19 protein-coding genes are annotated in these 23,491 nt (G+C 66.0%); 13 read left to right on the top strand and 6 right to left on the bottom strand.

The window, feature by feature from the left end:
* Nucleotides 1-130 precede the first annotated feature (130 nt).
* The 3 genes from IE243_RS17100 to IE243_RS17090 form a co-directional block, all read right to left on the bottom strand.
* On the bottom strand, nt 131-1,069 hold the full coding sequence (locus IE243_RS17100) for an efflux RND transporter periplasmic adaptor subunit (protein WP_191320608.1): 939 nt from the start codon (nt 1,067-1,069) through the stop codon (nt 131-133).
* Nucleotides 1,066-1,311 carry a DUF3302 domain-containing protein gene (locus IE243_RS17095; RefSeq protein WP_191320607.1) on the bottom strand — a complete coding sequence of 82 codons (246 nt, stop codon included), beginning with the start codon at nt 1,309-1,311 and terminating at the stop codon, nt 1,066-1,068. The genes IE243_RS17100 and IE243_RS17095 overlap by 4 nt, the downstream gene beginning before the upstream one ends.
* Nucleotides 1,312-1,496: 185 nt before the next feature.
* On the bottom strand, nt 1,497-2,504 hold the full coding sequence (locus IE243_RS17090; protein ID WP_191320606.1) for a SphA family protein: 1,008 nt from the start codon (nt 2,502-2,504) through the stop codon (nt 1,497-1,499).
* Nucleotides 2,505-2,892: 388 nt separating this feature from the next.
* Here IE243_RS17090 and IE243_RS17085 point away from each other — a divergent pair, with 388 nt between their 5' ends.
* The 12 genes from IE243_RS17085 (at nt 2,893) to IE243_RS17030 (ending at nt 16,994) form a co-directional block, all read left to right on the top strand.
* Nucleotides 2,893-4,488 (top strand): arylsulfatase, encoded by a 1,596-nt coding sequence (locus tag IE243_RS17085; protein ID WP_191320605.1) that lies wholly within the window; start codon nt 2,893-2,895, stop codon nt 4,486-4,488.
* Between the two features lie 63 nt (nt 4,489-4,551).
* Nucleotides 4,552-7,185, top strand: coding sequence for a fused MFS/spermidine synthase (locus IE243_RS17080; RefSeq protein WP_210319889.1), 2,634 nt, complete (start codon nt 4,552-4,554; stop codon nt 7,183-7,185).
* A gap of 128 nt (nt 7,186-7,313) precedes the next feature.
* Nucleotides 7,314-8,258 carry an HAD family hydrolase gene (locus IE243_RS17075; protein ID WP_210319890.1) on the top strand — a complete coding sequence of 315 codons (945 nt, stop codon included), beginning with the start codon at nt 7,314-7,316 and terminating at the stop codon, nt 8,256-8,258.
* Nucleotides 8,259-8,303: 45 nt separating this feature from the next.
* Nucleotides 8,304-9,269 carry a formylglycine-generating enzyme family protein gene (locus IE243_RS17070; RefSeq protein ID WP_191320602.1) on the top strand — a complete coding sequence of 322 codons (966 nt, stop codon included), beginning with the start codon at nt 8,304-8,306 and terminating at the stop codon, nt 9,267-9,269.
* A gap of 15 nt (nt 9,270-9,284) precedes the next feature.
* On the top strand, nt 9,285-10,265 hold the full coding sequence (locus IE243_RS17065; protein WP_191320601.1) for an AAA family ATPase: 981 nt from the start codon (nt 9,285-9,287) through the stop codon (nt 10,263-10,265).
* A gap of 53 nt (nt 10,266-10,318) precedes the next feature.
* The gene (locus IE243_RS17060; protein WP_191320600.1) at nt 10,319-11,332 is read left to right on the top strand and encodes a DUF58 domain-containing protein; all 1,014 of its coding nucleotides are present in this window, start codon (nt 10,319-10,321) and stop codon (nt 11,330-11,332) included.
* Nucleotides 11,329-11,865, top strand: a complete 537-nt coding sequence (locus IE243_RS17055; protein WP_191320599.1) for a DUF4381 domain-containing protein — start codon at nt 11,329-11,331, stop codon at nt 11,863-11,865. The genes IE243_RS17060 and IE243_RS17055 overlap by 4 nt, the downstream gene beginning before the upstream one ends.
* Nucleotides 11,866-11,867: 2 nt before the next feature.
* Nucleotides 11,868-12,875: a VWA domain-containing protein gene (locus IE243_RS17050; protein WP_191320598.1), complete on the top strand. Its 1,008-nt coding sequence runs from the start codon at nt 11,868-11,870 to the stop codon at nt 12,873-12,875.
* On the top strand, nt 12,872-13,774 hold the full coding sequence (locus IE243_RS17045) for a VWA domain-containing protein (RefSeq protein WP_244643239.1): 903 nt from the start codon (nt 12,872-12,874) through the stop codon (nt 13,772-13,774). The genes IE243_RS17050 and IE243_RS17045 overlap by 4 nt, the downstream gene beginning before the upstream one ends.
* A complete protein-coding gene (locus IE243_RS17040) occupies nt 13,771-14,439 on the top strand; it encodes a tetratricopeptide repeat protein (protein WP_191320597.1) in 669 nt (222 codons plus the stop codon). The genes IE243_RS17045 and IE243_RS17040 overlap by 4 nt, the downstream gene beginning before the upstream one ends.
* Complete coding sequence (locus IE243_RS17035; RefSeq protein ID WP_191320596.1) at nt 14,436-15,719, top strand: BatD family protein; 1,284 nt, start codon at nt 14,436-14,438, stop codon at nt 15,717-15,719. Before IE243_RS17040 ends, IE243_RS17035 begins: the two co-directional genes overlap by 4 nt.
* Before the next feature lie 177 nt (nt 15,720-15,896).
* Complete coding sequence (locus IE243_RS17030) at nt 15,897-16,994, top strand: Zn-dependent alcohol dehydrogenase (protein ID WP_210319888.1); 1,098 nt, start codon at nt 15,897-15,899, stop codon at nt 16,992-16,994.
* 192 nt (nt 16,995-17,186) lie between these two features.
* Here IE243_RS17030 and IE243_RS17025 read toward each other — a convergent pair whose 3' ends face one another.
* From IE243_RS17025 to IE243_RS17015, 3 genes are all read right to left on the bottom strand, one after another.
* On the bottom strand, nt 17,187-20,369 hold the full coding sequence (locus IE243_RS17025) for a multidrug efflux RND transporter permease subunit (RefSeq protein WP_191320595.1): 3,183 nt from the start codon (nt 20,367-20,369) through the stop codon (nt 17,187-17,189).
* 285 nt (nt 20,370-20,654) lie between these two features.
* Entirely contained in the window at nt 20,655-21,893 is a 1,239-nt protein-coding gene (locus IE243_RS17020; protein ID WP_191320594.1) for an efflux RND transporter periplasmic adaptor subunit, read from the bottom strand.
* 184 nt (nt 21,894-22,077) lie between these two features.
* Complete coding sequence (locus IE243_RS17015; RefSeq protein WP_191320593.1) at nt 22,078-22,488, bottom strand: hypothetical protein; 411 nt, start codon at nt 22,486-22,488, stop codon at nt 22,078-22,080.
* A gap of 234 nt (nt 22,489-22,722) precedes the next feature.
* On the opposite strand from IE243_RS17015, the gene IE243_RS17010 reads away from it, so the two are divergent.
* Entirely contained in the window at nt 22,723-23,427 is a 705-nt protein-coding gene (locus IE243_RS17010) for a TIGR02117 family protein (protein WP_191320592.1), read from the top strand.
* Nucleotides 23,428-23,491: the final 64 nt, after the last annotated feature.

Here is a 23,491-nt window from a genome sequence, read left to right as displayed (position 1 = left end):
CTTGTTTTGAGCGAATTCTGATCGACCAGACGATTCCGTCTGGTCGGAAAGCGCTCTAACCGCCGGCGCGTTTCGCCGGAAGACCTGTCCTCATATCGACGACGTCAGTATTCCCGTTTTTGGGAAGCGGTCATGGCAGGATGTAGTTCATGATGGCTTCCTGACGGAGCAGGACTTTCCGGATGATATGACTGGGGACCACATGGTCCGTATAGATCGCCGCGGAGCCGACGCTGCCGGCCGGGAGCCTGCGGGCAGTGTCCGCGTCATCGAGGATCAGCTTCACGACCAGCGGCGTCGCCTGCAGCGCGTGCGGCGTGACGGCGGAGCCGGAGACCTGCGTCTGGCCGGTGGAAACCGCCTGCAGGACGCTTTCCACTCTTGCGGAAAAAATCTGGCCGGGCAGAAACTTGAAGGTGACTTCGGCCATCTGGCCCGGGGCGATATAGCGGGCGTCGTTCTGGTTGATTGATACGCCGAGAAACGGCGCGGACGTATCGATAAACGCCATCACAGGCGACAGCGGCAGGTTCGACACGCGGGCGCCCTTGCGCAGGGCGACATTGGTGATGAAGCCATCAGCGGGCGCGCGCACCACGGTTTTATCGAGGTTCCATTGCGCGGCGTCCTGCTGGGCGCGTAACTGTTTCACTTCCGCGTCCCGTTGCTGGACGTCAAACGCCCGACCCGTATCGGCCCGCTGCAGATGCTGCATCTGCGTCAGCCGCAACTCCGCCAGCGCCACCTGCGCCTGAAGCGCTTTCAGCTGCGCTTCATAGGGCGTCGGATCTATGCGGAACAACACGTCTCCGGCTTTCAGGGGGGCGTTGGGTTGCGCGGGCACGTCAGTGACCTCGCCGGCGACGTCCGGCACGATGGCGACGGACTGACGGCCCAGAAGCGTGGCGCCCGACGGCGCGCCCCAGCCCATGGGGATGAACAGTCCAACCATCAGCAGCAGCAACACCACGAATGGCGAGCATTTCCAGAACAGGTTGAAGCGAACCAGTCCCACCTTCACAATAATGAACAGGATGACCAGGTAGACGTTCAGCAGGAAGATGATCATTGGCCAGCCTCCCGGGCAGGGGCGGCGGGCACGTCGACATAGGCCCAGATCAGCGCCAGCGGCCAGAGCGCGAAGCCGAAGAACAGGGTTACCCAACCGGCGACACGGACAGCCCGGGCATTGGGGTGGCCCCGCTCGCTGGCGATGTGACCAGGCAACCAGCCGGCGATACAGAAAACGGCGATTGTGCTGGCCGCGAGTACGATCAGCACAATCCAGGCGAAGATATCAAGCCCACTCATGATCGCCTCCTCACAGCCATGACGCGGCTGTTTGACTGGCCCGTCTCACCAGCGCGGCGCGGCGTGGTCCGACCAGACCAGGCCAAAGCCGGCAGGCGCCGGCGGTTTGGATCGCGTCAGGGAACCGGGCGGACGACGGCCCTTTTCGGGACGCGTCGGCGCCCGTTCGCGCCCTCAAGGCGCGTTCAGTCCCCGTGCACCGCAGCGGGCGTTGCTCCAGGCGCTGCTGGCGCGCCAAGCGGCAGCGCGATGGTCAGAAGCGCAATGGTGCCGCGCGGGCGGTTCTCGACTTTCACCTCGCGCAAGATCTTGAGCCGCGTCGAGATGGGCGCTCCCGCCACGTTGAACGTATAGGAGATGGTTCCGCCGACAGCGGTCGTGCGTCCACGATAGGAACCAAGGTGGTCCCCGGCGCCGCTATCGCGCGTCACCTGCTGATAATGTGCTGCGAGAAAGCCGACCGACAGCTCTTTGGTCAGATACTGGCTGATGGCGAGGTCGGCATGGATCGCGTTGCCGCTGGTGTATTGCGTCGCATAGTTCCGGCCATTGATTTCATAGCCGGCCGATCCGGAGACCTCCAGGCCAATGCTGGGGTCAAGCCAGGTGGCCGCGACGTAGATATCGCCGATCAGCCGGTTGAACGACAGATTCGAGAGCGCATCATCGCGGTATGCGCCGGACGGAATGCTGGCCGAGGCGCCGACCTGCCAGTGGAAGTTGCCCTTGTGCCAGCCAATGAAGCTTGTCAGCACCGGGTCGCCAACCAGAAAGTCGGAATCCCGCATCTTGTCGCCGAGCACCCGGCCAAAACGCGGTGTGGCCACAACGGCGCCGGCGCTCACCCGCGGATCACCCACCGGCAAGGTTGCCGCGAAGCCAAGATTGCCGCCGAGGATTTCCGCCGGCGTCACCCATGTGGCGGTGAGAAAGCCCGCGCGCGCCTGCACCTTGACGTTGGCCAGCACCGCGCCGCCCAATTGCGTGCTTTTGCCAGCCGAAAGCCGGCCGGAATAGGAATACAGATCCGTTTCGAAGTAGAATCCGGGTGGTGGAACAATGCCATAGGCCGCGCTTTTGAAGCCAGGAACATACAGGCTGGCGCCGCTTTCCGTGGCGCGGGCGACCTGGGATGCGCCAGTAACGCAAAGACACGCCGCAACTCCAGCGAGCAATTTTTGACGCGCCTTCATCTCATTCCTCAAAATCACACTGTGTAAATAAGTTTGCATTGATTCCATCATGTGAGATTTAGCAAAAAACTGATAGATTCACACAGAAATGTGAAGGGCGGTCTTTGGGGTTCCGGCGTAGCGTTTCATGACCGTTGAGCAGGGGAATTTGTGAAAAAATTTCCTTTTTCGCCAGCCCTTTGTTACAAGGGGGGCTGGCCCTGCAAACGTACGCTGTCCCCGACAGCCGATCAAAAATCAGCGGGCGCGGTTGCAGCATTTGCGGGGTTATTCAATAGCGCTGCTCCCGTCATTGTGCCAACCTGGCGGCGCGCGTCTTCGCAAGCCCCGCATCTATGGGGCCAACTGGTTCTGACGGGCGCGTTTCCACGAGCAGGAGTTCTGTCCCATGAAACCACATACGTTTCTGGCGGCGGCTGCGACGGCGATCGTCGTTGGTCTTGGAGCCAGTGGGGCGAAGGCCCAGGCTCCGGCCTCCGCGCCCCCCAACATACTTGTCATCTTTGGCGACGACGTCGGCCAGTCCAATATCAGTGCCTACAGCAATGGCCTCGTGGGCTACCGGACGCCGAACATCGACCGGATCGCCAAGGAAGGCCGGATATTCACGGACTATTACGCCGAGAACAGCTGCACCGCCGGGCGCTCCACGTTTATTACCGGCCAGGCCTGTCTGCGCACCGGTCTGTGCAAGGTGGGCATGCCCGGCGCCAGCGTTGGCCTGCAAAAGGGCGACATCACCATTGCCCAGGCGCTCAAATCGCATGGCTACGCCACCGGCCAGTTCGGCAAGAACCACCTTGGCGATCGGGATGAATATCTGCCGACCGCCCATGGTTTTGATGAGTTCTTCGGCAATCTCTATCACCTGAATGCAGAAGAGGAGCCGGAACGTCCGTATTGGCCGAAGGATAATCCTGCGTTCCTGAAGGCGTATCAGCCGCGCGGCGTGCTCAGGACGTCGGCGGACGGCAAGATCGAGGACACCGGACCGCTAACGCGCAAGCGCATGGAAACGGTGGATGATGAAACCACCGGCGCCGCAATTGACTTCATGCAGCGCCAGGCCAAGGCCAACAAGCCGTTCTTCACCTGGATGAACTTCACCCGCATGCACATTTTCACCCATGTGCGTCCGGAGTTTCGCGGCAAGAGCGGCATGCCCGGCAATGAATACGCCGATGGCATGTGGGAGATGGACCAGAACGTCGGCAAGTTGCTGAAGGCTCTGGACGACATGGGCGTTTCCAAAAACACCATCGTCATCTTCACCACCGACAACGGCCCGAACGCCTTCACCTGGCCGGACGCGGCGACGACGCCGTTCCGTTCCGAAAAGGACACCAACTGGGAGGGTGCGTTCCGCGTGCCGGCGATGATCCGTTGGCCCGGTCAGATCAAGCCTGGTGAAGTCAGCAATGGCATCGTCTCCGGTCTTGACTGGTTCCCGACGTTGTTGGCCGCCGCCGGCGACACGGACGTCAAGGAGCGCTTGCTGAAGGGGTGGCAGCCCAAGGGTAGCCAGACCACGTTCCGCAACCATCTCGATGGGTTCAACCAGCTCGACTACCTTACCGGCAAGACCGACAAGAGCGCCCGCACGGATTTCTTCTACTTCAACGACGATGGCGATCTTGTCGCCATGCGTACCGGTGACTGGAAATTCGTGTTCGAAAAACAGGAGCAACCTGGCCAGCTCGATGTCTGGGCGCATCCCTTTACCAAGCTGCGTCTGCCCAAGATGTTCAATCTGCGCATGGATCCCTACGAGCATGCCGAAATTTCCGGCAGTGGCTACGACCAATGGCGCGTTGAGAACGCTTACCTCACCGTCAATGGCGTGATGAAGTCCGCCGCCTTCCTTCAGACTTTCGTTGACTATCCCCCAAGCCAGCGGCCCGCCAGCTTCAGCATCGACGGCATCCGCGAGCAGGTGGACAGGAAAATCGACGAGTCCTTCAGGAAGCGTGGTCTGGAACAGTAATGACGCGGCTGGCCGTCCGTCGCCGGGCGGCCAGCGCTATTTCTCATAGCCATGAGGGCGACCATGGGACGGGGGCGGCGACCAGCGCCACGGCGGACAACGGCGCCGGAACAGCGCCAGCAGCATCACCTGCTTGCACGCCTTCTTCTGTTCCTTTCCGGCGTGGCCGCTCTCGTGTTCCAGGTTATCTGGATCAAGCAGCTTTCCCTGGTCGTCGGCGTCGACGTCTATGCGGTCACCACGGCCGTCAGCGCGTTTTTCGCCGGCCTCGGCCTTGGTGGGTTCACGCTTGGCCGGCTGGCTGACCGTTCGGCGCGGCCAGCGATCTTCTATCTGGCGCTTGAACTGGCCATCGCCGTTTGCGCTGTTATCACCACCCTCGTTCTTGCCCGCTTCGCGCCAGCTTTCGCGACCATGGAGCAATGGCTCATGCCGCTGCCGTGGATCTGTGTGTTTGGCTTGGTCGGCGTTCCGGCATTTTTGATGGGCGGCACGTTGCCGGCCCTGGCGCGGGCCCTGACCCCCGCCGCAGGCCAGGCGGGCTCTGTCGGCGGCGCGCTCTACGCCGCCAATACGGCCGGCGCCGTCGTTGGCGCCCTTGCCCCGGTATTCGTCCTCATCCCGGCGTTTGGCGTTCAGGGCGCCGCCCTGGCGGCGGCGGGCCTCAACGTCGCGGCCGGCCTTGGCGCATTGCTTTTGCCGGCGCGCTCACCGGCCGCCGCAACGGAGGCGCCCGCTGGCCCGGCGCCCGCTGCCAGGCACGCGCCATCGCCACGCGCGGCCCCAACCATGACCGCCGACGCCAGGCTGGCGCTGGGTCTGTACGCCATCGCCGGCGGACTGGCGCTTGGCTATGAAGTGGTGTGGTCGCAGGTCATCGTCCAGTTCATCAGCACGCGCGCCTTTGCCTTTTCCGTGGTGCTGGCCACTTATCTGACCGGCCTCGCCGTGGGCGCCGCCATTCTGGCGCGGTTCGCCGACCGGATCCGGCGGCCGTGGGCGGTCTTCGGCCTGTTGCTTGCCGGCGCCGGCGTTGTCGCGCTGGCTGAGGTCGCGCTGCTTGGACGCTGGCTGGCCGGAACGCAGACCGCGGCCGAAGCCATGATGTTTGCCTGGACGGGCAATTCACTGGCGGGGGCCAGCGCCCGTTTTCTTGTGGCCGCGGGCAGCATCGTGCTGGCGCCGACCCTGTTGCTCGGGGCGGCTTTCCCGCTGGCCCTGCGGCTGGTCGCGGGCGGCCAGGCGGGGCGCACGGGCGGCAATGTGGGCGCGGTCGTCAGCGTCAACACCCTTGGCGGCGTGATGGGCGCGCTGCTCACCGGCCTCGTGCTGGTCCCGGCGCTTGGCCTGGTGCGCACGCTGGCCTTGCTGGCGCTCGCCGCCGCTGTGCTGGGGCTTCTGGCTGTCTGGCGCGAGAAGCCGGCGTCCCGCTGGGCCCGGGTTGGCGGCTGGGGCGTCCTGGCCGTCGCCGTTCTGCTGGCGGTGACGACGCCGGCCGGGCGTCTTGCCGAACTGCTGATGGAGTCGCGGCGCGGCGCGCTTGTCGCCTATGAGGAGGCGCGGGGAGCGACGGTGGCGGTGCTGGAGCAGAGCATGGGCCGCAACCGGTTTCGCCGGCTCTACATCCAGGGCGTGTCCAACTCCGGCGACGCCATGCCGTCGCTGCGCTACATGCGACTGCAGGCCCTGCTGCCGCTGATCATTCATTCTGGTGAGCCCAGATCCGCCCTGGTTATCGGCATGGGCACCGGCATCACGGCGGGCGCGTTGTTGCGCTATCCGGGGATGGAAAAACGCGTCGTTGCTGAACTGTTGCCGGCGGTGGTGCGCGCGGCGCCGCATTTCTCCGGCAATTATGGCGTGGCCACGGATCCGCGCATCGACATCCGCATGCGGGATGGCCGGCGCGAACTGCTGCGTAGCCACGACCGTTATGACCTGATTACCCTGGAGCCGCCGCCGCCGGCCGCCGCCGGCGTGGTCAATCTGTATTCCCGCGATTTTTACGCACTTGCCCGCGACAGACTCGCGGCCGGGGGCATGGTTGCGCAGTGGTTGCCGCTGGCCACGCAGAATGGCGAGGACACCCGCTCCCTGGTGCGGGCATTCATTGATGTGTTCCCGCACGCCTCCCTGTGGACCACGGATTTCCATGAAATGCTGCTGGTCGGGTCAATGACGCCGGTGGAGCTGGACGCGGGGCGCATCGCCCGTCGCATGGCCGATCCGCAGGTGGCGACGACCCTGGCTGAAGTCGGCGTTGGTTCTCCGGCGGCCCTTCTGGCGACATGGGTGACGGATCGCAACGGATTGGCGGCGTGGGCTGGAAACGCGGCGGCGGTCACCGACGATCACCCCCGCATCGAATATGGAACATGGCTGAGGCCGGGCGTTTTCCAGCAAACGCTGCCATCGCTGCTGCAAACGCAGACGCCGCCGCCGGTGATCAACGCAGGCAGTGAACTGGCCGCAGCGACCGCCGTCGAAAGTGAGCGTCTGCGCCTGTTCTATGCGGCAGGCCTGCACGCGCAGGCTGGCGATCGCGAGGCATGGCGACGGGATATTGTCCGGTTGATGCAACGCGCCGGCGACAATCCCTACTACAGCTGGTTCACGGGTGGAGCCCGCAAGCCGGCGGGATCGGCCGCGCCTGGCGGTTCAGGCCCGGGAGCGATGCGGGGAGGAGGCGCTGGATGACCGGGTTCCGTCAACTGTCATTGTCGCTGGCGTTCGCCGCGCTGGCCCTTGGAGGCGTTGCGGGATGGACCCTGGACGCGTGCGCGGAAACCGCGTCGCCGCCGGCCGCGACAAAGACGTCCGACCGCATGCCGTCCGACGCCTTGCCAGACGATCCGCTGCCGTCATGGCATGATGGCAGGACCAAGCGCGCGATTCTGGATTTCATCGCCAGGGTGACGAAGCAGGGTGGACCCGACTACGCGCCGCCAGCAGAGCGCATCGCCGTTTTCGACAACGACGGCACGCTGTGGGCTGAAAAACCCGTATATTTCCAGGCCCAGTTCGCCCTCGACGAGATTGCCCGCAAGGCAAAGGAAAATCCCGCCCTTGCGCGTCAGGAGCCATACCGGTCGGTTCTGGCGAAGGACCTGAAGGCTCTCACGGCGGACAACCACAAGGGGTTGCTGCAAACGCTCGCCGTCACCCACGCCAACATGACCACGGAAGAATTCGCCAGCCGCGTCCAGGACTGGCTGAAGACGGCAAGGCATCCCGTTACAAAGCGCCCCTATACGGAAATGGTTTACCAGCCGCAGCTGGAGTTGCTGGCCCTGCTGGGCAAGACCGGGTTCCGCACGTTCATTGTTTCCGGCGGCGGCGTGGAATTCATGCGGGTGTTTGCCGACAAGGTTTATGGCGTGCCGCCGGAGCGGGTGGTCGGTTCGTCCGACGTGGTGACCTTCCGTATGGGCAAGGACGGCAAGCCGGAGCTGTACAAGACCGCGAAGGTGGAGTTCGTAGACGACGGGCCGGGCAAGCCCGTGGGCATCAACCGTTTCATCGGCCGCAGGCCCATTCTCGCCTTCGGCAATTCTGACGGCGATTTGCAGATGTTGCAGTATGTGACGGGCGGAGCCGGCCCGCGCCTTGGTCTGCTCGTTCACCATACGGATGGCGCGCGCGAGTGGGCCTATGACCGCAAGTCCCCGGTTGGCAAGCTCGACAAGGCGCTTGACGAAGCCGGCGCTCGCGGCTGGACGGTGGTGGACATGAAGCAGGACTGGAAGGAAGTCTTCCCTCCGGCGCCATGATCAGGCAGGCTCGCCAATGCATGCCGTTCGGGATGGAAAGCGTTGATGACAAATGCAGGCAAACTGGCTGAACGTTCGTTGACGGAAGGGATGGTCCATGTTCCCGGCGGCGCCTTCCGCATGGGGTCGGATCATCATTACCCTGAGGAAGCGCCGAGCCATCGCGCCATGGTGGATCCATTCTGGATTGACGTCACGCCGGTCACCAACCGGGCTTTCCGCGCCTTCGTCGAAGCGACCGGTCATGTCACCGTGGCCGAGGTCGCGCCAAATCTCGAAGATTATCCTGGCGCGTTGCCGCACATGCTGCGGGCCGGCTCGCTGATCTTCAATCCGCCTGGCGGCGCGGTGGACCTGCGCGACTGGTCGCAGTGGTGGAAATTCCAGTTCGGCGCCACATGGCGCAAACCCTATGGCGCCGGCTCGTCCATCAAGGGCCTGGATGATCATCCGGTGGTGCATGTGGCCTATGCCGATGCGCTGGCCTATGCGGCCTGGGCGGGCAAGGACCTGCCGACGGAGGCGGAGTGGGAGTTCGCCGCCTGGGGCGGGCGGGAAGGCAGCGAATTCGCCTGGGGCGACGAGCTGACGCCAGACGGGCGGCACATGGCCAACACCTGGCAGGGCGCGTTTCCGCACGAGAACACGAAGGAAGACGGCTTTGCCCGCACGTCGCCGGTGCGCTCCTTTCCGGCCAATGGTTATGGCCTCTACGACATGATCGGCAACGTCTGGGAATGGACGGCGGACTTCTGGTCGGCGCGTCACGCCGGCGACGCTCCGAAGGCGTGCTGCGTGCCGCAGAACCCGCGCGGCGGGCCAGAGAGCGACAGCTACGATCCCCGCCAGCCGGCGATCCGCATCCCGCGCCGCGTGCTGAAGGGCGGTTCGCACCTGTGCGCGCCCAATTATTGCCGACGCTATCGCCCCGCCGCCCGGCACGCCGAGCCGGTGGACACCTCGACAAGCCACGTCGGCTTCCGCTGCGTCATCCGGGCGGCGACATCATAAAAGGGAAGACAGCGCATGGACCAGCCCGCGACAGCCCCGCGCGACGCCATCGCCGATCTGCGGACCCGCATGTGCGCCGACATCATTGGCCAGGAGGCGGTGGTGGAGCGCATCATCATCGCGCTGCTGGCCAACGGCAATGTCCTGTTGGAAGGGTTGCCTGGCCTCGCCAAGACGCGGGCGATCAAGAGCCTGTCGCGGCATCTTGAGTCCGATTTCAGCCGCATCCAGTTCACGCCGGACCTGTTGCCTTCCGACGTGACGGGCGGCGAGATTTTGCGGCCGGACGGGCAGTTCGAGTTCCGGCGCGGCCCGGTGTTCGGCAATCTTGTGCTGGCCGACGAGATCAACCGCGCGCCGCCGAAGGTGCAGTCCGCCCTGCTTGAGGCGATGGAGGAGCGGCAGGTCACCGTCTCCGGCAAACGCTACGATCTGCCGCCGCTGTTCATGGTGCTGGCCACCCAAAACCCCATCGAGCAGGAGGGCACCTATCCGTTGCCGGAAGCCCAGATGGACCGGTTTTTGATGCATGTGCGCATCGACTATCCATCCGACGCCGACGAGGTCAAAGTGATGCGCCTCGTCCGGTCGGAGAGCGCCACGGGAGCGGCGGCCGCTGCGCCGCCTCCGCCGGTTCCCCAGCAGGCGGTGTTCGACGCCCGCGCCGGCATCGACCAGGTGGCGGTGCGCGACGTGGTGGAGAATTACATGGTGGCGCTGGTGGCGGCGACCCGCCGTCCGGCCAGTTTCAGCGAGCAGCTTGGCAAATGGATCGCCATCGGGGCCAGCCCGCGCGGGACCCTGGCGCTGGACCGCTGCGCCCGGACATACGCCTGGCTGCAGGGGCGGGATTACGTGACGCCGGAGGACGTGCAGGCCATTGCCCACGACTGCCTGCGTCACCGGGTGTCGTTGAGCTACGAGGCGGGCGCCGATGGGGTCGGCGTCGACGCCGTGCTTGACGAGGTGCTGAAGCAGGTCGCTGTTGCGATCTGACCCCGGCGACATGACGCCGGTTATCTGATGCTGACGATGAACAGGGGCAGGCCATGGCCCGGATGCGCGAGAAACCTGGCGGAAAACCCGTTAAGCCCGACACGGGCGCCCGCGCCTTCATCACGCTGGAGGAGATGCTGCGTCTGAAGCACAGGGCCCGTGGCTTCAGCTTTCTGCCGCGCCAGCCGGTGCACAGCCTGCTGGCCGGTCGGCACGCATCGCGCCTGCGCGGGCGCGGCCTGAATTTTGAGGAGTTGCGCCACTACTTCGAGGGCGACGACGTGCGCGCCATCGACTGGCGCGCCACGGCCCGGCTCGGCTCGCCCCACGTTCGCGTTTACTCGGAGGAGCGTGATCGTCCGGTCATCCTGATCGTCGACCAGCGCAGCGCCATGTTCTTCGGCAGCAGGCGGGCGATGAAATCCGTGGCGGCGGCCGAAGCGGCGGCGCTGGCGGCGTGGCGGGTGACGTCGCTTGGCGATCGCGTCGGCGCCATCGTGTTTGGCGATACGGAGACCGTCGCGATCCGGCCGCGCGCCCGGGACCAGGGCGTCGTGCGTATCCTGGGGGAAATCGCCCGGCAAAACGCGGCGCTCGCCGGGGCCGCGCATGCGGAGGGCGACGGCGCCAGGCTGAATGACGCCCTGGCGGCGGCGGCGCGGATGACGGCGCACGATGGCCTTGTCTGCCTCGTGTCGGACATGTCCGGGGCCGACGCGACGACCCGTCAGCTGGTGTCCCGCCTGAGCGTCCACAATGACATCATCGCCATGTTCATATCCGATCCGCTGGAGCAGGATCTGCCGGACATCGGCTTCGCCACGTTCAGTTCCGGCGACGCCCGCATCGACGTGGATCTGTCATCGGCGTCCCTGCGCCAGCGCTTTTCCGACCAGCGCATCGCCTGGCGCGACGGTCTGGCCGCCCTGTCGCGACGCCGGGCCATTCCGGTTCTGCCGCTGTCAACGGAGCGGGACGTTGCGGCCCAGTTGCGTGAACTGATCGGACGACGCATGGACCGGGGGAGAACAGGCGATGGGGCCAGCGCGGCGGGGCCAGCGTCATGACCGCCAATCCCGCCGACCTTGCCGGCGCCGCCGATCTGGCCAACCTTGCCGATATCGTTCTCACGTCGCCGCCATCCTGGTGGCCGCCAGCCCCCGGCGTCTGGATCATGGCGGCGGCGCTGGTCGCCGCGCTCGCCGTGGCGCTGTGGCGTTGTCTGCGCCGCTACCAGGCCAATGCTTTTCTGCGTCGCGCCTCGACTGAGCTGGACGCCGTCGCGGCCCGGACCTGGCCAGACGCCGCCGCGATGGAGGCGGCGATTTCCAGCATTCTGAAACGGGTCGCCGTGGTTGTTTACGGGCGCGGACGGGTGGCGGGGCTCACCGGCGCGGCGTGGACGGATTTTCTGGCCCGGACCACGCCGGCGGGGCACAATCCGCCCCGGTTTGTCGCCTCGCCAGACGCCCCGGAGCATTCGGCTCAGGCCAGCGCGCCCGTTGACCGGACCGGTTCACCTGTCGCCGCCGCGAAGGGGTGGGTGGCCGCCCGCCGGGCGCAGGGCGGCAAACCCGGCCAGTCTGGAAAGGAGGCCTGAGCATGCTGTCCTTTCTCCATCCATGGTTCGCCCTGCTGGCGCCAGCGCCGCTGCTGGTCTGGCTGGCGCTGCCGCCTTACGTTTCGGCGCGCTCCGGCTTGCGGGCGCCGTTTGTGCAGCGGCTGGCCCGCATTACGGGTCAGGAGCCGCATCTGGGCGGCAGCGTCACCCGGCGCGCCGTTGGCCCGTTGCTGGCGCTGATCCTGATCTGGCTGCTGAGCGTCGCTGCGCTGGCCCGGCCCCAATGGATCGAGCCGCCGTTACACCGCGAGCAGCCGACGCGCGACCTGTTGCTGCTGGTCGATCTCTCCGGCTCCATGGACACCCGCGACTTCACGGACAGCTCGGGCAAGACGGTCGACCGGCTGACAGCCGTGAAGCAGGTTCTGGATGGTTTTCTGGCCCGCCGCAAAGGCGACCGCGTCGGCGTGGTGGTGTTCGGCGACGCGCCGTTCACGCTTGTTCCTTTCACGACGGATCTTGATCTCAGCCGCATCATGCTGGGGCAGGTCGCCGTTGGCATGGCGGGGCCGCGCACGGCGCTCGGCGACGCCATCGGTCTCGGCGTGAACCTGTTCGCCAACAGCGTCGCGAAGGCGCGCACCATCATTGCGCTGACCGATGGCAATGACACCATGAGCAGCGTTCCGCCCGCCGAGGCGGCGCGGGTGGCGCGTGACCGGGGCATCGTCATCCACACCGTCGCCGTCGGCGATCCGCAGGCGGCGGGGGAGGACAAACTTGATGAGGCGGCCATGAAGGAAGTGGCCTCGACAACCGGCGGCGGTTTCTATCGCGCCATGGACCGGGATGGCCTGCAACAGATCTACGACAGGCTCGACGCCATCGAAACCAGGCGCATCGACATCGTCAGTTTCCGCCCGCGCCGCGACATTTACTGGATGCCGCTCGCCGCGGCGCTGGTCATCGGGATCGCATCCCAGGGTCTGATGTTGCTGGCGCGCCGACGGAGGCCTCCGTCCCCCGTCGCGGTGGAGGCGGCGTCATGATCGCCGCCCTGTCAGATTTCCACTTCATGCGGCCGTTGTGGTTGCTGGCGATCCTGCCGGCCATTGGCGTCTGGCTGGCCTGGCGTCATGTCGGCGATCCCGCCTGGCGGTGGCGCGGCGTGATCAATCCGGAGCTTCTGCCGCACCTGATCGTTGGCGCTGATCGTCGCGCCCGCATGGGGCCGGTGGAATGGGGGCTGATCGCCAGCCTGATCTCGGCCATCGCCGTGGCGGGGCCGGCATGGCGGCGGGCGCCGTCGCCCTTCGCCGAAGCGCGGCCGCCGGTCGTCGTGGCGCTGAAGGCGACGCCGTCGATGCAGGAGACCGATCTGGCGCCAAACCGGCTCGACCGCGCCCTCCAGAAACTCTCCGATATTCTGGCGGCGCGCGAGGGCGCCTCCACCGGGCTGGTCGCCTATGCGGGCTCGGCCCATCTGGTGCTGCCGCCAACAGCTGACAGCGGCGTGGTGCTGGAAATGGCCAGGGCGATCTCCCCGCAGATCATGCCGAAGGACGGCGATGATCTGACAGGGGCGCTGGCGCTCGCCAACCGCGCCCTCGCCGGGACGCCCGATGGCGGATCCATCCTGGTGCTGGCCGATGAAATTCCCGCCCGGAGGGTGGCTGGCGGCGCGCCGGTGACGGTGCTCGCCCTGCGCCCGCCCGGCCGGGACATGCGGGATATTGACGAGGCGGCCCGCGCGGCTGGCGCACGACTGGTCCCGTTGACCGTTGATCAGGACGATGTCGCCACGGTGGTTCGCGCCCTTGATGCGGGCGACGCGGCCCGGGCCGCCCACGGCGAGGGCGAGCACTGGCGCGAGGATGGCTACTGGCTGGCGTTTCCCCTGGCGCTGCTGGCCCTGTTGTGGTTCCGCCGTGGATGGGTGCTGTCATGAGGCGTCTTGCGGCCTGGGCGTCGCGACTGGCGTCCGCTCCTTATCTGTGCGTCCTGCTGGCGGTCGCGGCCGGTTTGCTGGTCGCAGGCTGGCGTATGGGCTGGCGCGACCTGTGGCTGTCGCCCGATCAGCGGGGCCGCCTGCTGCTGCACGAAAACCGGCCGGCTGACGCCGCGGCGGCGTTCCACGACCCGTTCTGGCGCGGCGTCGCCTTGTACCGCAGTGGTGATTTCAAGGGCGCGGCGCAGGCGTTCGCCGCGCCACAGACGCCGGAGAGCTTCTTCAATCGCGGCGACGCCCTGGTGTTGCTTGGTCAGTACGACGACGCGATCAGGAGCTTTGACCAGGCGCTGGGCCTGCGACCGGGCTGGCCGGAGGCGCGACGCAATCGTGACATCGCCGTGGCCCGCGCCGCCCTGCGCAAGACCGAAGGCGGCGAGATGGACCAGACGGAATCCAGACCGGATGAGATCGTCTATGACAAGAACCGCAAGGGTGGGGAGCAGACCCCGGCGGAGCCTGGCCAGCAGATGTCGGATCAGGCGGTTCAGGCCCTGTGGCTGAAACGCGTCCAGACCAGGCCCGCCGACTTCCTGCGGGCGCGGTTCGCCTGGCAACTGGGCGAGCAGAGTGAAAACGGCGCCGGCGAGGGGGGCGGGAAATGAGACCTGTCCTGCTGGCGATCTGGCTGTTTCTGTTGGCGCTTCCCGCCATGGCGGACGCCTCGCCGCGCGTCGCCACAACCCTGGATCCCGCCGATGGAACGGTCATGGTGGGTCAGCCGGTTCGCCTGCACGTGCGGGTGCTGTTCGCCGACGACATGGCGCACCCGCCGCTGGTGAGCGTGCCTGAAACGCCCGGCGCCCAGGTCATGCGATTTGAAAGCCAGGCGCTGACGGTGCGCGACCAGATTGATGGCCAGTCTTATGTGGGCAAGGAATTCGAGTTCGTCGTCTATCCGCGTCGCGCCGGCGATATCGTCATTCCGCCCCCGCGCATCACCCTGCTTGATCGCGCCGGCGATCCGGCGGGAGAGGCGCGGGGAACCGGGACCCGCATCCACGCCAGCGCGCCGCCCGGCATGGATGCGTCGGGACCGGTTCTTGTCTCCAGCCATGTCGAGGCCCGGCAGGACTGGTCCCCGGACGACGGGTCAAAACCTGTTGCGGCTGGCGGCGCCATTGTCCGGACCATCCGCCGCCAGGCGGATGGAACGCCGGCATTGGCCATGACGGACTTTCAATTCGTCGCCCCGGCTGGCGTGCGCGTCTATGCCGATCCGCCTGTCAGCCAGGATCAGGTCAATCGGGGCGACGTCACTGGCAAACGCACCGACAAGGTTACTTATGTTTTTGAGAAGCCAGGACGGTATGCCTTGCCGGCCCTCGTCCAGCCTTGGTGGGATCCCACGCAGCGCGAGGCGCGGAGCCTGACCCTGCCGGGGCTCGACGTGACGGTGATTGCTGCGGCGGCCGGCCATGCTACCGCGACAGGCCTCATGGCCCGCATGGCGTCGCCACAGGTTCTGGCGACCGTGGCGGGCGTTGTCTTCGTGGTCGTCGCCGCCCTGTTGCTGGCGCCCCGTGTCTGGCGGGCGTGGCTGGCCCGTCGCAACCGCCGCAGGGCCAGCGCCGCCTGGGCCCGCCGCGCCGCGATCCGCGCCGCCCGCGCGGGGAACGCCGGGGCGGCCTGGGAGGCGTTGACGACGTGGCTTGCGCGATTGCCGCGCGAGGAGGCGCTGGCGTTGCGCCAGACGCCGCCGCTGGCCCCGCCGCTGGCCGGGCTGGAGCGCGCCCTGTTTCATGGCGACGGGGTCTGGACCCCTGCGGACGGAGCCGCGCTGGCCCGGGCGATCGACACCTGCGACCATCGCCCGGCGACAGAAAAAGCCGGCGCATTCGCGATATTGCCGCCGTTGAATCCCGAATTTACGACGAGGGGGTGATCATGCGCCTCCTGTGTCCGTCACCTGCGTCTGTTGTCCGCCTTGCGGATCGCCGGCGCCGATCCGTGGCCGGGAGACGAAGAGCACCAGGAAAAGGCTCACTTTGCCGTATTTCCAGGCTGACAGTCGGAAATTCCCGCTCTAGCATGCGCCCACAATAATATCGGGAGAACGCGCATGAAAATGAAGGCGGCTGTACTCAATGCAATCAATGGAATATTTGATGTGGAGGACATTGAGGTTGACGCGCCCCGGGGGCGTGAGGTTCTGGTTGAAGTAAAGGCCTCGGGCCTTTGCCATTCCGACCTTCATTTCGCGGAAAACAATTTTGGCGTCGCCCTCCCGGCGGTGTTGGGCCATGAGCTGGCGGGCGTCGTCAAGGAAGTCGGCCCCGATGTGCGTGAATTCGCCGTGGGCGATCATGTCGTCGGCTCGTTGATCCAGTACTGCGGACAGTGCAAGGCCTGTCTTGCCGGCAAGACCTACCAGTGCGCCCATCCCGAAGCGACCTTGCGGACGCCGGACGAGCCGCAGCGCCTTTCCCGCGACGGGCAGCCGCTAACCCCGGTGTTCGGCACCGCCGCCTTCGCCGAATATGCCCTTGTGCATGAAAACCAGCTCGCCAAAGTGCCGAAGGCCCTGCCGTTTCCGCAGGCGTCGATCCTCGGCTGCGGCTGCATCACCGGCATCGGCGCCGCCATCAATACCGCGGGCGTCCGGCCAGGAGACACTGTCGCCGTCATCGGCGTCGGCGGCGTCGGCCTCAACGTCATATCGGGCGCGAGGCTGGCCGGCGCGGCGCGGATTATCGCCATCGACGTGCAGCCGGCGAAGGAGGAGCTGGCCCGCCGGTTCGGCGCCACGGATTTCGTCAACGCCGGCGCTGGCGATCCCGTCGAGGCGACGCGGGCCCTGACGGAAGGCGGCGTCGATCACGCATTCGAGGTTATCGGGTTGCAACAGACCTCCGAGCAGGCGATCCGCATGCTGCGCAAGGGCGGGGAGGCCTACATGATCGGCCTGCACAAGCCTGGCGGGAAAATCAGCATCGACGTGCTGGCCGAGCTGATCGCCAACCAGGGCGGCGTGCGCGGCGTGGTCATGGGCTCGACCAACATCAAGCACGATATCCCGATGTACGCCGAACTGTATTTGCAGGGCCGACTGAATCTGGACGATCTGATTTCGCGTGAAATCAATATCTCGCAGATCAATGAAGCCTATCTGGAGCTGAAGCAGGGCGCGATCGCCCGCAGCGTCATTACCTGCTTCTAGGGCAATTCCCGATCTACCTGGATCGGGGATTGCTCCAGTTTCCCTTGTTTTGAGCGAATTCTGATCGACCAGACGATTCCGTCTGGTCGGAAAGCGCTCGAGTGATTTTGAAACATCATTCTCCAGGAGCATGAAGGACGTGCTCCGGAGCAACAGGCGTGGCCCGGCGGAAGCGGGCCACGCTTTTTGACCTTAGCGTTCCGCGCTTGCGACAGCGTCTCCGGAAGGCGACCGTGGCGCCGGGGCCTCCGGATCTGGCGCTGCCTCCTCCGCTGCGACCGCCTTTTTGCGGTCGACAAGGCGCATGACCACCACGAAGAACACCGGCACGAAGAAGATCGCCAGGATGGTTGCGGTGATCATGCCGCCCATCACGCCAGTGCCGATCGCCTGCTGGCTTTGCGAGGCGGCGCCGGTGGCGATGGCCAGCGGGATGACGCCGCAAATGAAGGCCAGCGAGGTCATGACGATCGGGCGGAAGCGCAACCGGGCCGCCTCGACTGTCGCGTCGACCAGAGAAACGCCGGGCTTCCACAGTTCCCTGGCGAATTCCACGATCAGGATGGCGTTCTTGGCGGAAAGGCCAATGATGGTGATCAGGCCGATCTTGAAATAGACGTCGTTGGGCATGCCGCGCAGGTTGACCGCCAGCACGGCGCCGACGACGCCGAGCGGAATGACCAGCATCACCGCGAACGGGATCGACCAGCTTTCATACAACGCCGCCAGGCACATGAAGACGATGACGATGGACAGCAGAAGCAGCAGGGTCGCTTGCGAGCCGGCTTCCTTTTCCTGCTGCGACTGGCCGGTCCAGGCGTAGCCGAAGCCGCGCGGCAGCTCTTTCATCAGCCGCTCCATTTCGGCGATGGCCTGGCCCGAGGTATAGCCGGGAGCGGGCTCGCCAGTGAAGCGCACCGACTGGTAGCCGTTGAAGCCGACGATCTGCGCCGGGCCCATGCTCCATTTCAGTTCCGCGAATGACGAGATCGGGGTCATCGCGCCCTGGGCGTTTTTTACTCCGTAATTGAGGATGTCGGACGGATTGAGCCGTTGCAGCTCGGCGGACTGGACGATGACGCGCTGCATCTTTCCCCGGTTGGGGAAGTCGTTGACATAAACCGAGCCCAGATTGACCTGGATGGTGCTGTTGATGTCCTCGAAGCTGACGCCCAGCGCGGCGGCTTTCTCCCGGTCAATCACCAGTTCGGCCTGGGGCGCGGGCGGCAGACCTTCCACATAGACATTGCGCAGGATCGGGCTTTTGCGCGCCAGGGACAGCAACTGTTCCTGGGCCGCCATCAGCGCGGAATATCCCTTCTGGCCGCGATCCTGCAGGCGCAGGCTGAAGCCGGAGGCATTGCCCAGATTGTCGATTGGCGGCGGCTCCAGCGCCTGGATCACCGCATCCCTGTAGGAGGCGAGCGCCCTGTTGGTTCCATCGACCAGGCTCTTCGCCGAGTTGGCCGCGTCGCGTTCCTTCCATGGCTTCAGCGTCACGAACGCCTGCGAGGTCATCTGCCCCTGGCCCGAGAACGAGAAGCCATTGACGATGGTGACGCTGGCGACGCCCGGCTGGGCCATCAGATGCTCCTCCACCTTCTTCACTGCGGCAAGGGTGCGGTTGAAGGAGGATCCGGGCGGCGTCTGGATGTCGACGGTGAAGAACCCCTGGTCCTCCAGCGGCAGGAAGCCTTCCGGCATGCGGACGAAGGCGTAGCCAAGACCCATGAGCAGGATCAGGTAGATCACCATCACCCGGCCGGAGCGTTTCAGCAGCCGCGCCACGCCTGCGCCATAGCCGGCGGTCACCCGGTCCACCTGCCGGTTGAACCAGCCGAAGAAGCCGCCTTTGGCATGGCCATGTCCTTTGGCAACCGGCTTGAGCAGCGTGGCGCACAGGGCCGGCGTCAGCGTCAGGGCGAGCACCGCCGAGAAGGCGATCGACGTCACCATGGTCACCGAGAACTGGCGGTAGATGATGCCGACGGAGCCTGGGAAAAACGCCATGGGAATGAACACGGCGGTGAGCACCAGCGTGATGCCGATGATGGCCCCGGTGATCTGGCTCATGGCCTTGCGGGTCGCCTCGTTCGGCGACAGGCCTTCCTCGTTCATGATGCGCTCGACGTTCTCGACCACCACAATGGCGTCATCGACGAGAATGCCGATCGCCAGCACCATGCCGAACATGGTGAGCACATTGATCGAGAACCCGCCGAGCATCATCACCATCGTTGTGCCCAGCAGGGCGATCGGCACGACGATGGTGGGGATCAGCGTGTAACGGATATTCTGGAGGAACAGGAACATGACGATGAAGACGAGGACAACGGCCTCGACCAGCGTCATCAGCACCTTTTCGAGCGACGCCTCGACCGCCGGAGTGATGTCATAGGGGATGTCCCACTTCACATTGTCTGGAAAGAACTGGGACAGCTCCTGCATGGTGGCGCGAATGGCTTTCGCGGTTTCCAGCGCATTGCCGTCCGGGGCCAGCGTCACGGAAATGCCGGCAGCCTCGCCGCCGTTGAGCCGCGTGGTGAACTTGTAGTCGTCGCCGCCGAGTTCAATGCGCGCGACGTCGCGCAGCCGCACGGTCGAGCCGTCGGGATTGGCGCGCAGCACGACGGCGCCGAACGCATCCGGCGTCGTCAACTGGCCCTTGACGATAATCGGGAAGTTGACCTTGTGGGTCTCCGGGCTTGGCTGGGCGCCGACGGCGCCGGAGGCGACCTGAACGTTCTGGTTGCCGATGGCTTTGGTGACGTCCGATGCATTGAGCGACAGGCCGCGCAGCTTGTCCGCATCGATCCAGATGCGCAGCGATCGTTCGGTGGAATAGAGCGTGGCGCGGCCAACGCCGGGAATGCGGCGGATTTCGTTGATGACATTGCGGATCAGGAAGTCGCCAAGGCTGATCTCATCCATTGAGCCGTCGGTGGACTCCAGGGTGATGATCTGCAACGTGGCGGCCGAGGCTTCCTCCACCAGGATGCCTTGCTGGCGCACTTCCGCCGGCAGCCGCGCTTCGACGCGCTTCAGGCGGTTCTGCACCTCGACTGACGCATTGTTCGGGTCGGTTCCCGGCGCGAAGGTGGCGTTGATTTCGATGACGCCGAAGGAATCCGTCGCTGATTCAAAGCTCTGGATGTTGGCCGCGCCGTTCAGCTCGTCCTCGATGAGGCGCGTCGTGCTGGTATAGAGGCTCTCCACCGGCGCGCCCGGGAAAGCGGTCGACAGGGCGATCGAAGGCGGCGCGATGATTGGATACTGCGCCACCGGCAGGTTGGGCATGGCGAGCACGCCGCCAAGACAGATGAAAAAGGCGATGACCCAGGCGAAAATCGGCCGGTCGATGAAAAAACGAGCCATGAGATCGGGTTCTCAAATCGGTTCGTCACCCGGTCCGCAATACGGCGCCACGGGCAACGGCGACATCGGAGCGACGCCTCCGCGTCGACCGCCGCCAGACGGTTGCCTGGGGGCGGGACGGCGGGGTGCGCCAGCGACGGCGATGACAGGCAGGCGCGCCAGTTCGTCAGCCGGCGCGCGAAGATGAAGGAGGGGCGCAGCAATCAGCGAACGGCCCGCGCGCCGTCCGGTCCGCCGTCAGGCGCGCGGATGGGCCGACGGCGATCGCCGCGCAACGCCCGATGGTCAGAGCCCGCGGGCGTCCCGCAGCGCGCCGGTAGCGCGGGCGGGGCCGGAGAGGCTGGCCTGCCGGGCTGTTGGCGGCAGGGCCACGGGCTTCACTTCCATGCCGGCGGAAATTTTCTGGAACCCTTCGACCACGACGCGCTCGCCTGGCTTCAGGCCGGCGTTGACCAGCCAGGAGCCGCTGACCACCTGGCCCACCTCGACCGGCTGCAGCGCGACCCGGTTATCGGGCTTCACCACCCAGACCTCGGCGCGGCCATCGTTGCTGCGGTGAACAGCCTGCTGCGGCACGGCGATGGCGTCGGCGTCGACGCCCTGGGCAAGGCGAGCGCGCACATACATGCCGGGGAACAGCTCGCTATCGGGGTTTGGCATCAGCACGCGCAGGGTCACCTGGCCGGTGCCCGGATCGGCGGTCACGTCGGAAAACAGCAGGCGGCCATTGTGGGCGTAGATGCTGCCATCGTCCATGATCAGCTCGACATTGGCCCCGTTGCCTTCCAGGTGGGCCAGTTCGCCGCTGGCGAGATCGCGGCGCAATTTGTTCAGTTCGCCGACGGACTGGGTGATGTCGATGTAGATCGGATCAATCTGCTGGATGGTCGCCAGCACGCCGCTGTTGGCGGAGTCGAGCAGCGTGCCTTCGGTCAGCAGCGCCCGGCCGATGCGGCCAGAAATGGGCGCGCGGACATTGGTATAGTCCAGGTTGAGCCGCGCGCCGTCGCGGGCGGCGCGGGCGCCGGCCACCTCGGCTTCCGCCTGCTTCTGGGCTGCGATCGCCGCATCGTACTGCGCCTGGCTGGCGATATGGCGCGAAAGCAGCGTGTTCATGCGCTCGGCCTGCTGCCTGGCCAACACCAGACTCGCTTCGGCCCGGTGCAGCGCCGCATCACTGCGGGCCAGCTCAACCTGATAGGGCGCTGGGTCGATCTTGTAGAGCAGGTCGCCCTCATTGACCTTGCTGCCCTGCTCGAACGCCCGCTTGACCACGAGGCCGCTGACCCGGGCGCGCACTTCGGCGACACTGCGCGCCGTGACGCGGCCAGGCAGTTCACGCACCAGCGGAATCGGTTCCTGCCTGGCCGTGATGAACGAAATCTCGGGCGCCGTCGTGCTGGCGGTGGGGGGGGTGGCGCTGGCCTGGGGCTGGTCGCAGGCGGCTGTTGCCAGCGCGAGGGCGATAGCGAGGCAGGGCGCGCCGTAGCTGGCGAGCCGGGCGCGCGGGGCGTGGATCTTCATGAGACTGTCCGTCCGTCCGTGACGATCGCCGCGCGCTCGGGATGCCGTCAGAAGCTCCCGAAATCGGGGCATGGCGGGCCGGGGGCGATCGGATACAGGAAAATTGTCGGGTTGATGCTGTGCGGCAGACGGCGAGGCGGCGCGCCGCGCGTTTGACGCGTGCGATCTTGCCGGCGCGGCGGGATCAAACCCTTGGCGGACGCTCTTGCGGGTACTGGAGGCCTGAAGGACGCAGAATTTGCTGTTGTGGCGCCAGCGCCTGGAAAACAACCGGCGTGATGACTGATGCAGGCTGGCAGAAGATCAGATCCGGCCCGCCAGGATCGGGGCAATAATGCCGCGACTCGACATAGCGCTCCGGGATGTCGCCCCGGGTTTTCTCAAGGACCTGGATCCGGCTGGAGAAGGGGGCCGGGGCCACGATCCGCGCGACGTTCATCAGGGGGCGGGCGTCCGGCGCCGGGGGCGTTGTCGTCAGGCGTTGCGCCGCGCTGGCCTGGGCCAGGGCAGGCGCAAGATACTGCGCTGACGGAAATATAATTCCCACCATGAGCAGCAGCATGACGCTGAGGATTGAGAGACGCGTCCGGATCATCCGCCCGTACTTACGAAGGGTAAGGTTGCGTCGCAACGGGCCTGCGGCGTTCTGCCGCCGTGCGCGTCCGACGGACAATGTTCTCCCCGTCAACGCTTAAGCAATGATGAACGCCGGGCGCGCGTCGCCCCCGGGACAGGCGGTGCAGCGGGGCGTCGCCAGAAGCGCTTGCGCTGTCTGTCGGCTTCATGTGAGGGGTTTGCATTCTGCGTTTTCAGTGGGAAGCCGGCAGACATGATGCGGACATTGTCCAGACTGGCGATCGCGGGCGGGCTGGTTTTCCTGGTCTGCCTGGCCGTGGGGGTTGTGGCGCCGCGCGGAGCCGGGCGGCCGGAGGCGGCTGGACCAGCAGTTTACCCCGTCGCCGTGCTGGGCAACCTCATCCATACCGACGTGGCGATCCCCGTCGACGCCGAGATCGCGGCGCGTTTTGGCTTCCTCGCCGACGCCAACCTGCCTCTCAATCATCCCCATGCCCGCTGGCTGGTGATTGGCTGGGGTGGCCGCAGCTTTTACACCGAGACGCCAACATGGGCTGACCTGAAGCCCATGCCGGTTCTGCGCTCGCTGACGCGCGACAGCTCGGTGCTGCATGTGGAGATCCGCAGTCGGCTGGCTGGCGACGGCGCGCCAATGCGAAGCTACAACCTCGACAGGGCCGGCTACGAGCGCTTGCTGCGCTTTGTCGAGCAGTCCTTCCGCCGTGACGGAGGCAGCCCCGTCCTGCTCGCCGGCGCCTCATACGGTCCTGACGATGGATTTTTCGAGGCGACTGGCGCTTTCAACATGCTGGCCGGCTGCAACACCTGGACCGCCGCCGCATTGCGTGAGGCGGGGCTGCGCACCGGCTGGTGGACGCCGCTGCCGGCGACATTGCGCTGGGCGCTGGATCTGCACAATGCGCGCGCCGACAGGCCGGCCGATCAATCCGGAAAATGACGGCGCGCCTGGCGAAGCCCCCGCCAGGCGCGCGATGTCGTACATGCCTAGTCGCGAAGCTGCC

The organism is Camelimonas fluminis (assembly GCF_014656355.1).
GTDB lineage: Bacteria > Pseudomonadota > Alphaproteobacteria > Rhizobiales > Beijerinckiaceae > Camelimonas > Camelimonas fluminis.
The sequence above is the reverse complement of the archived record's forward strand: the minus strand, read 5'-3'. Positions and strand labels throughout refer to the sequence as shown.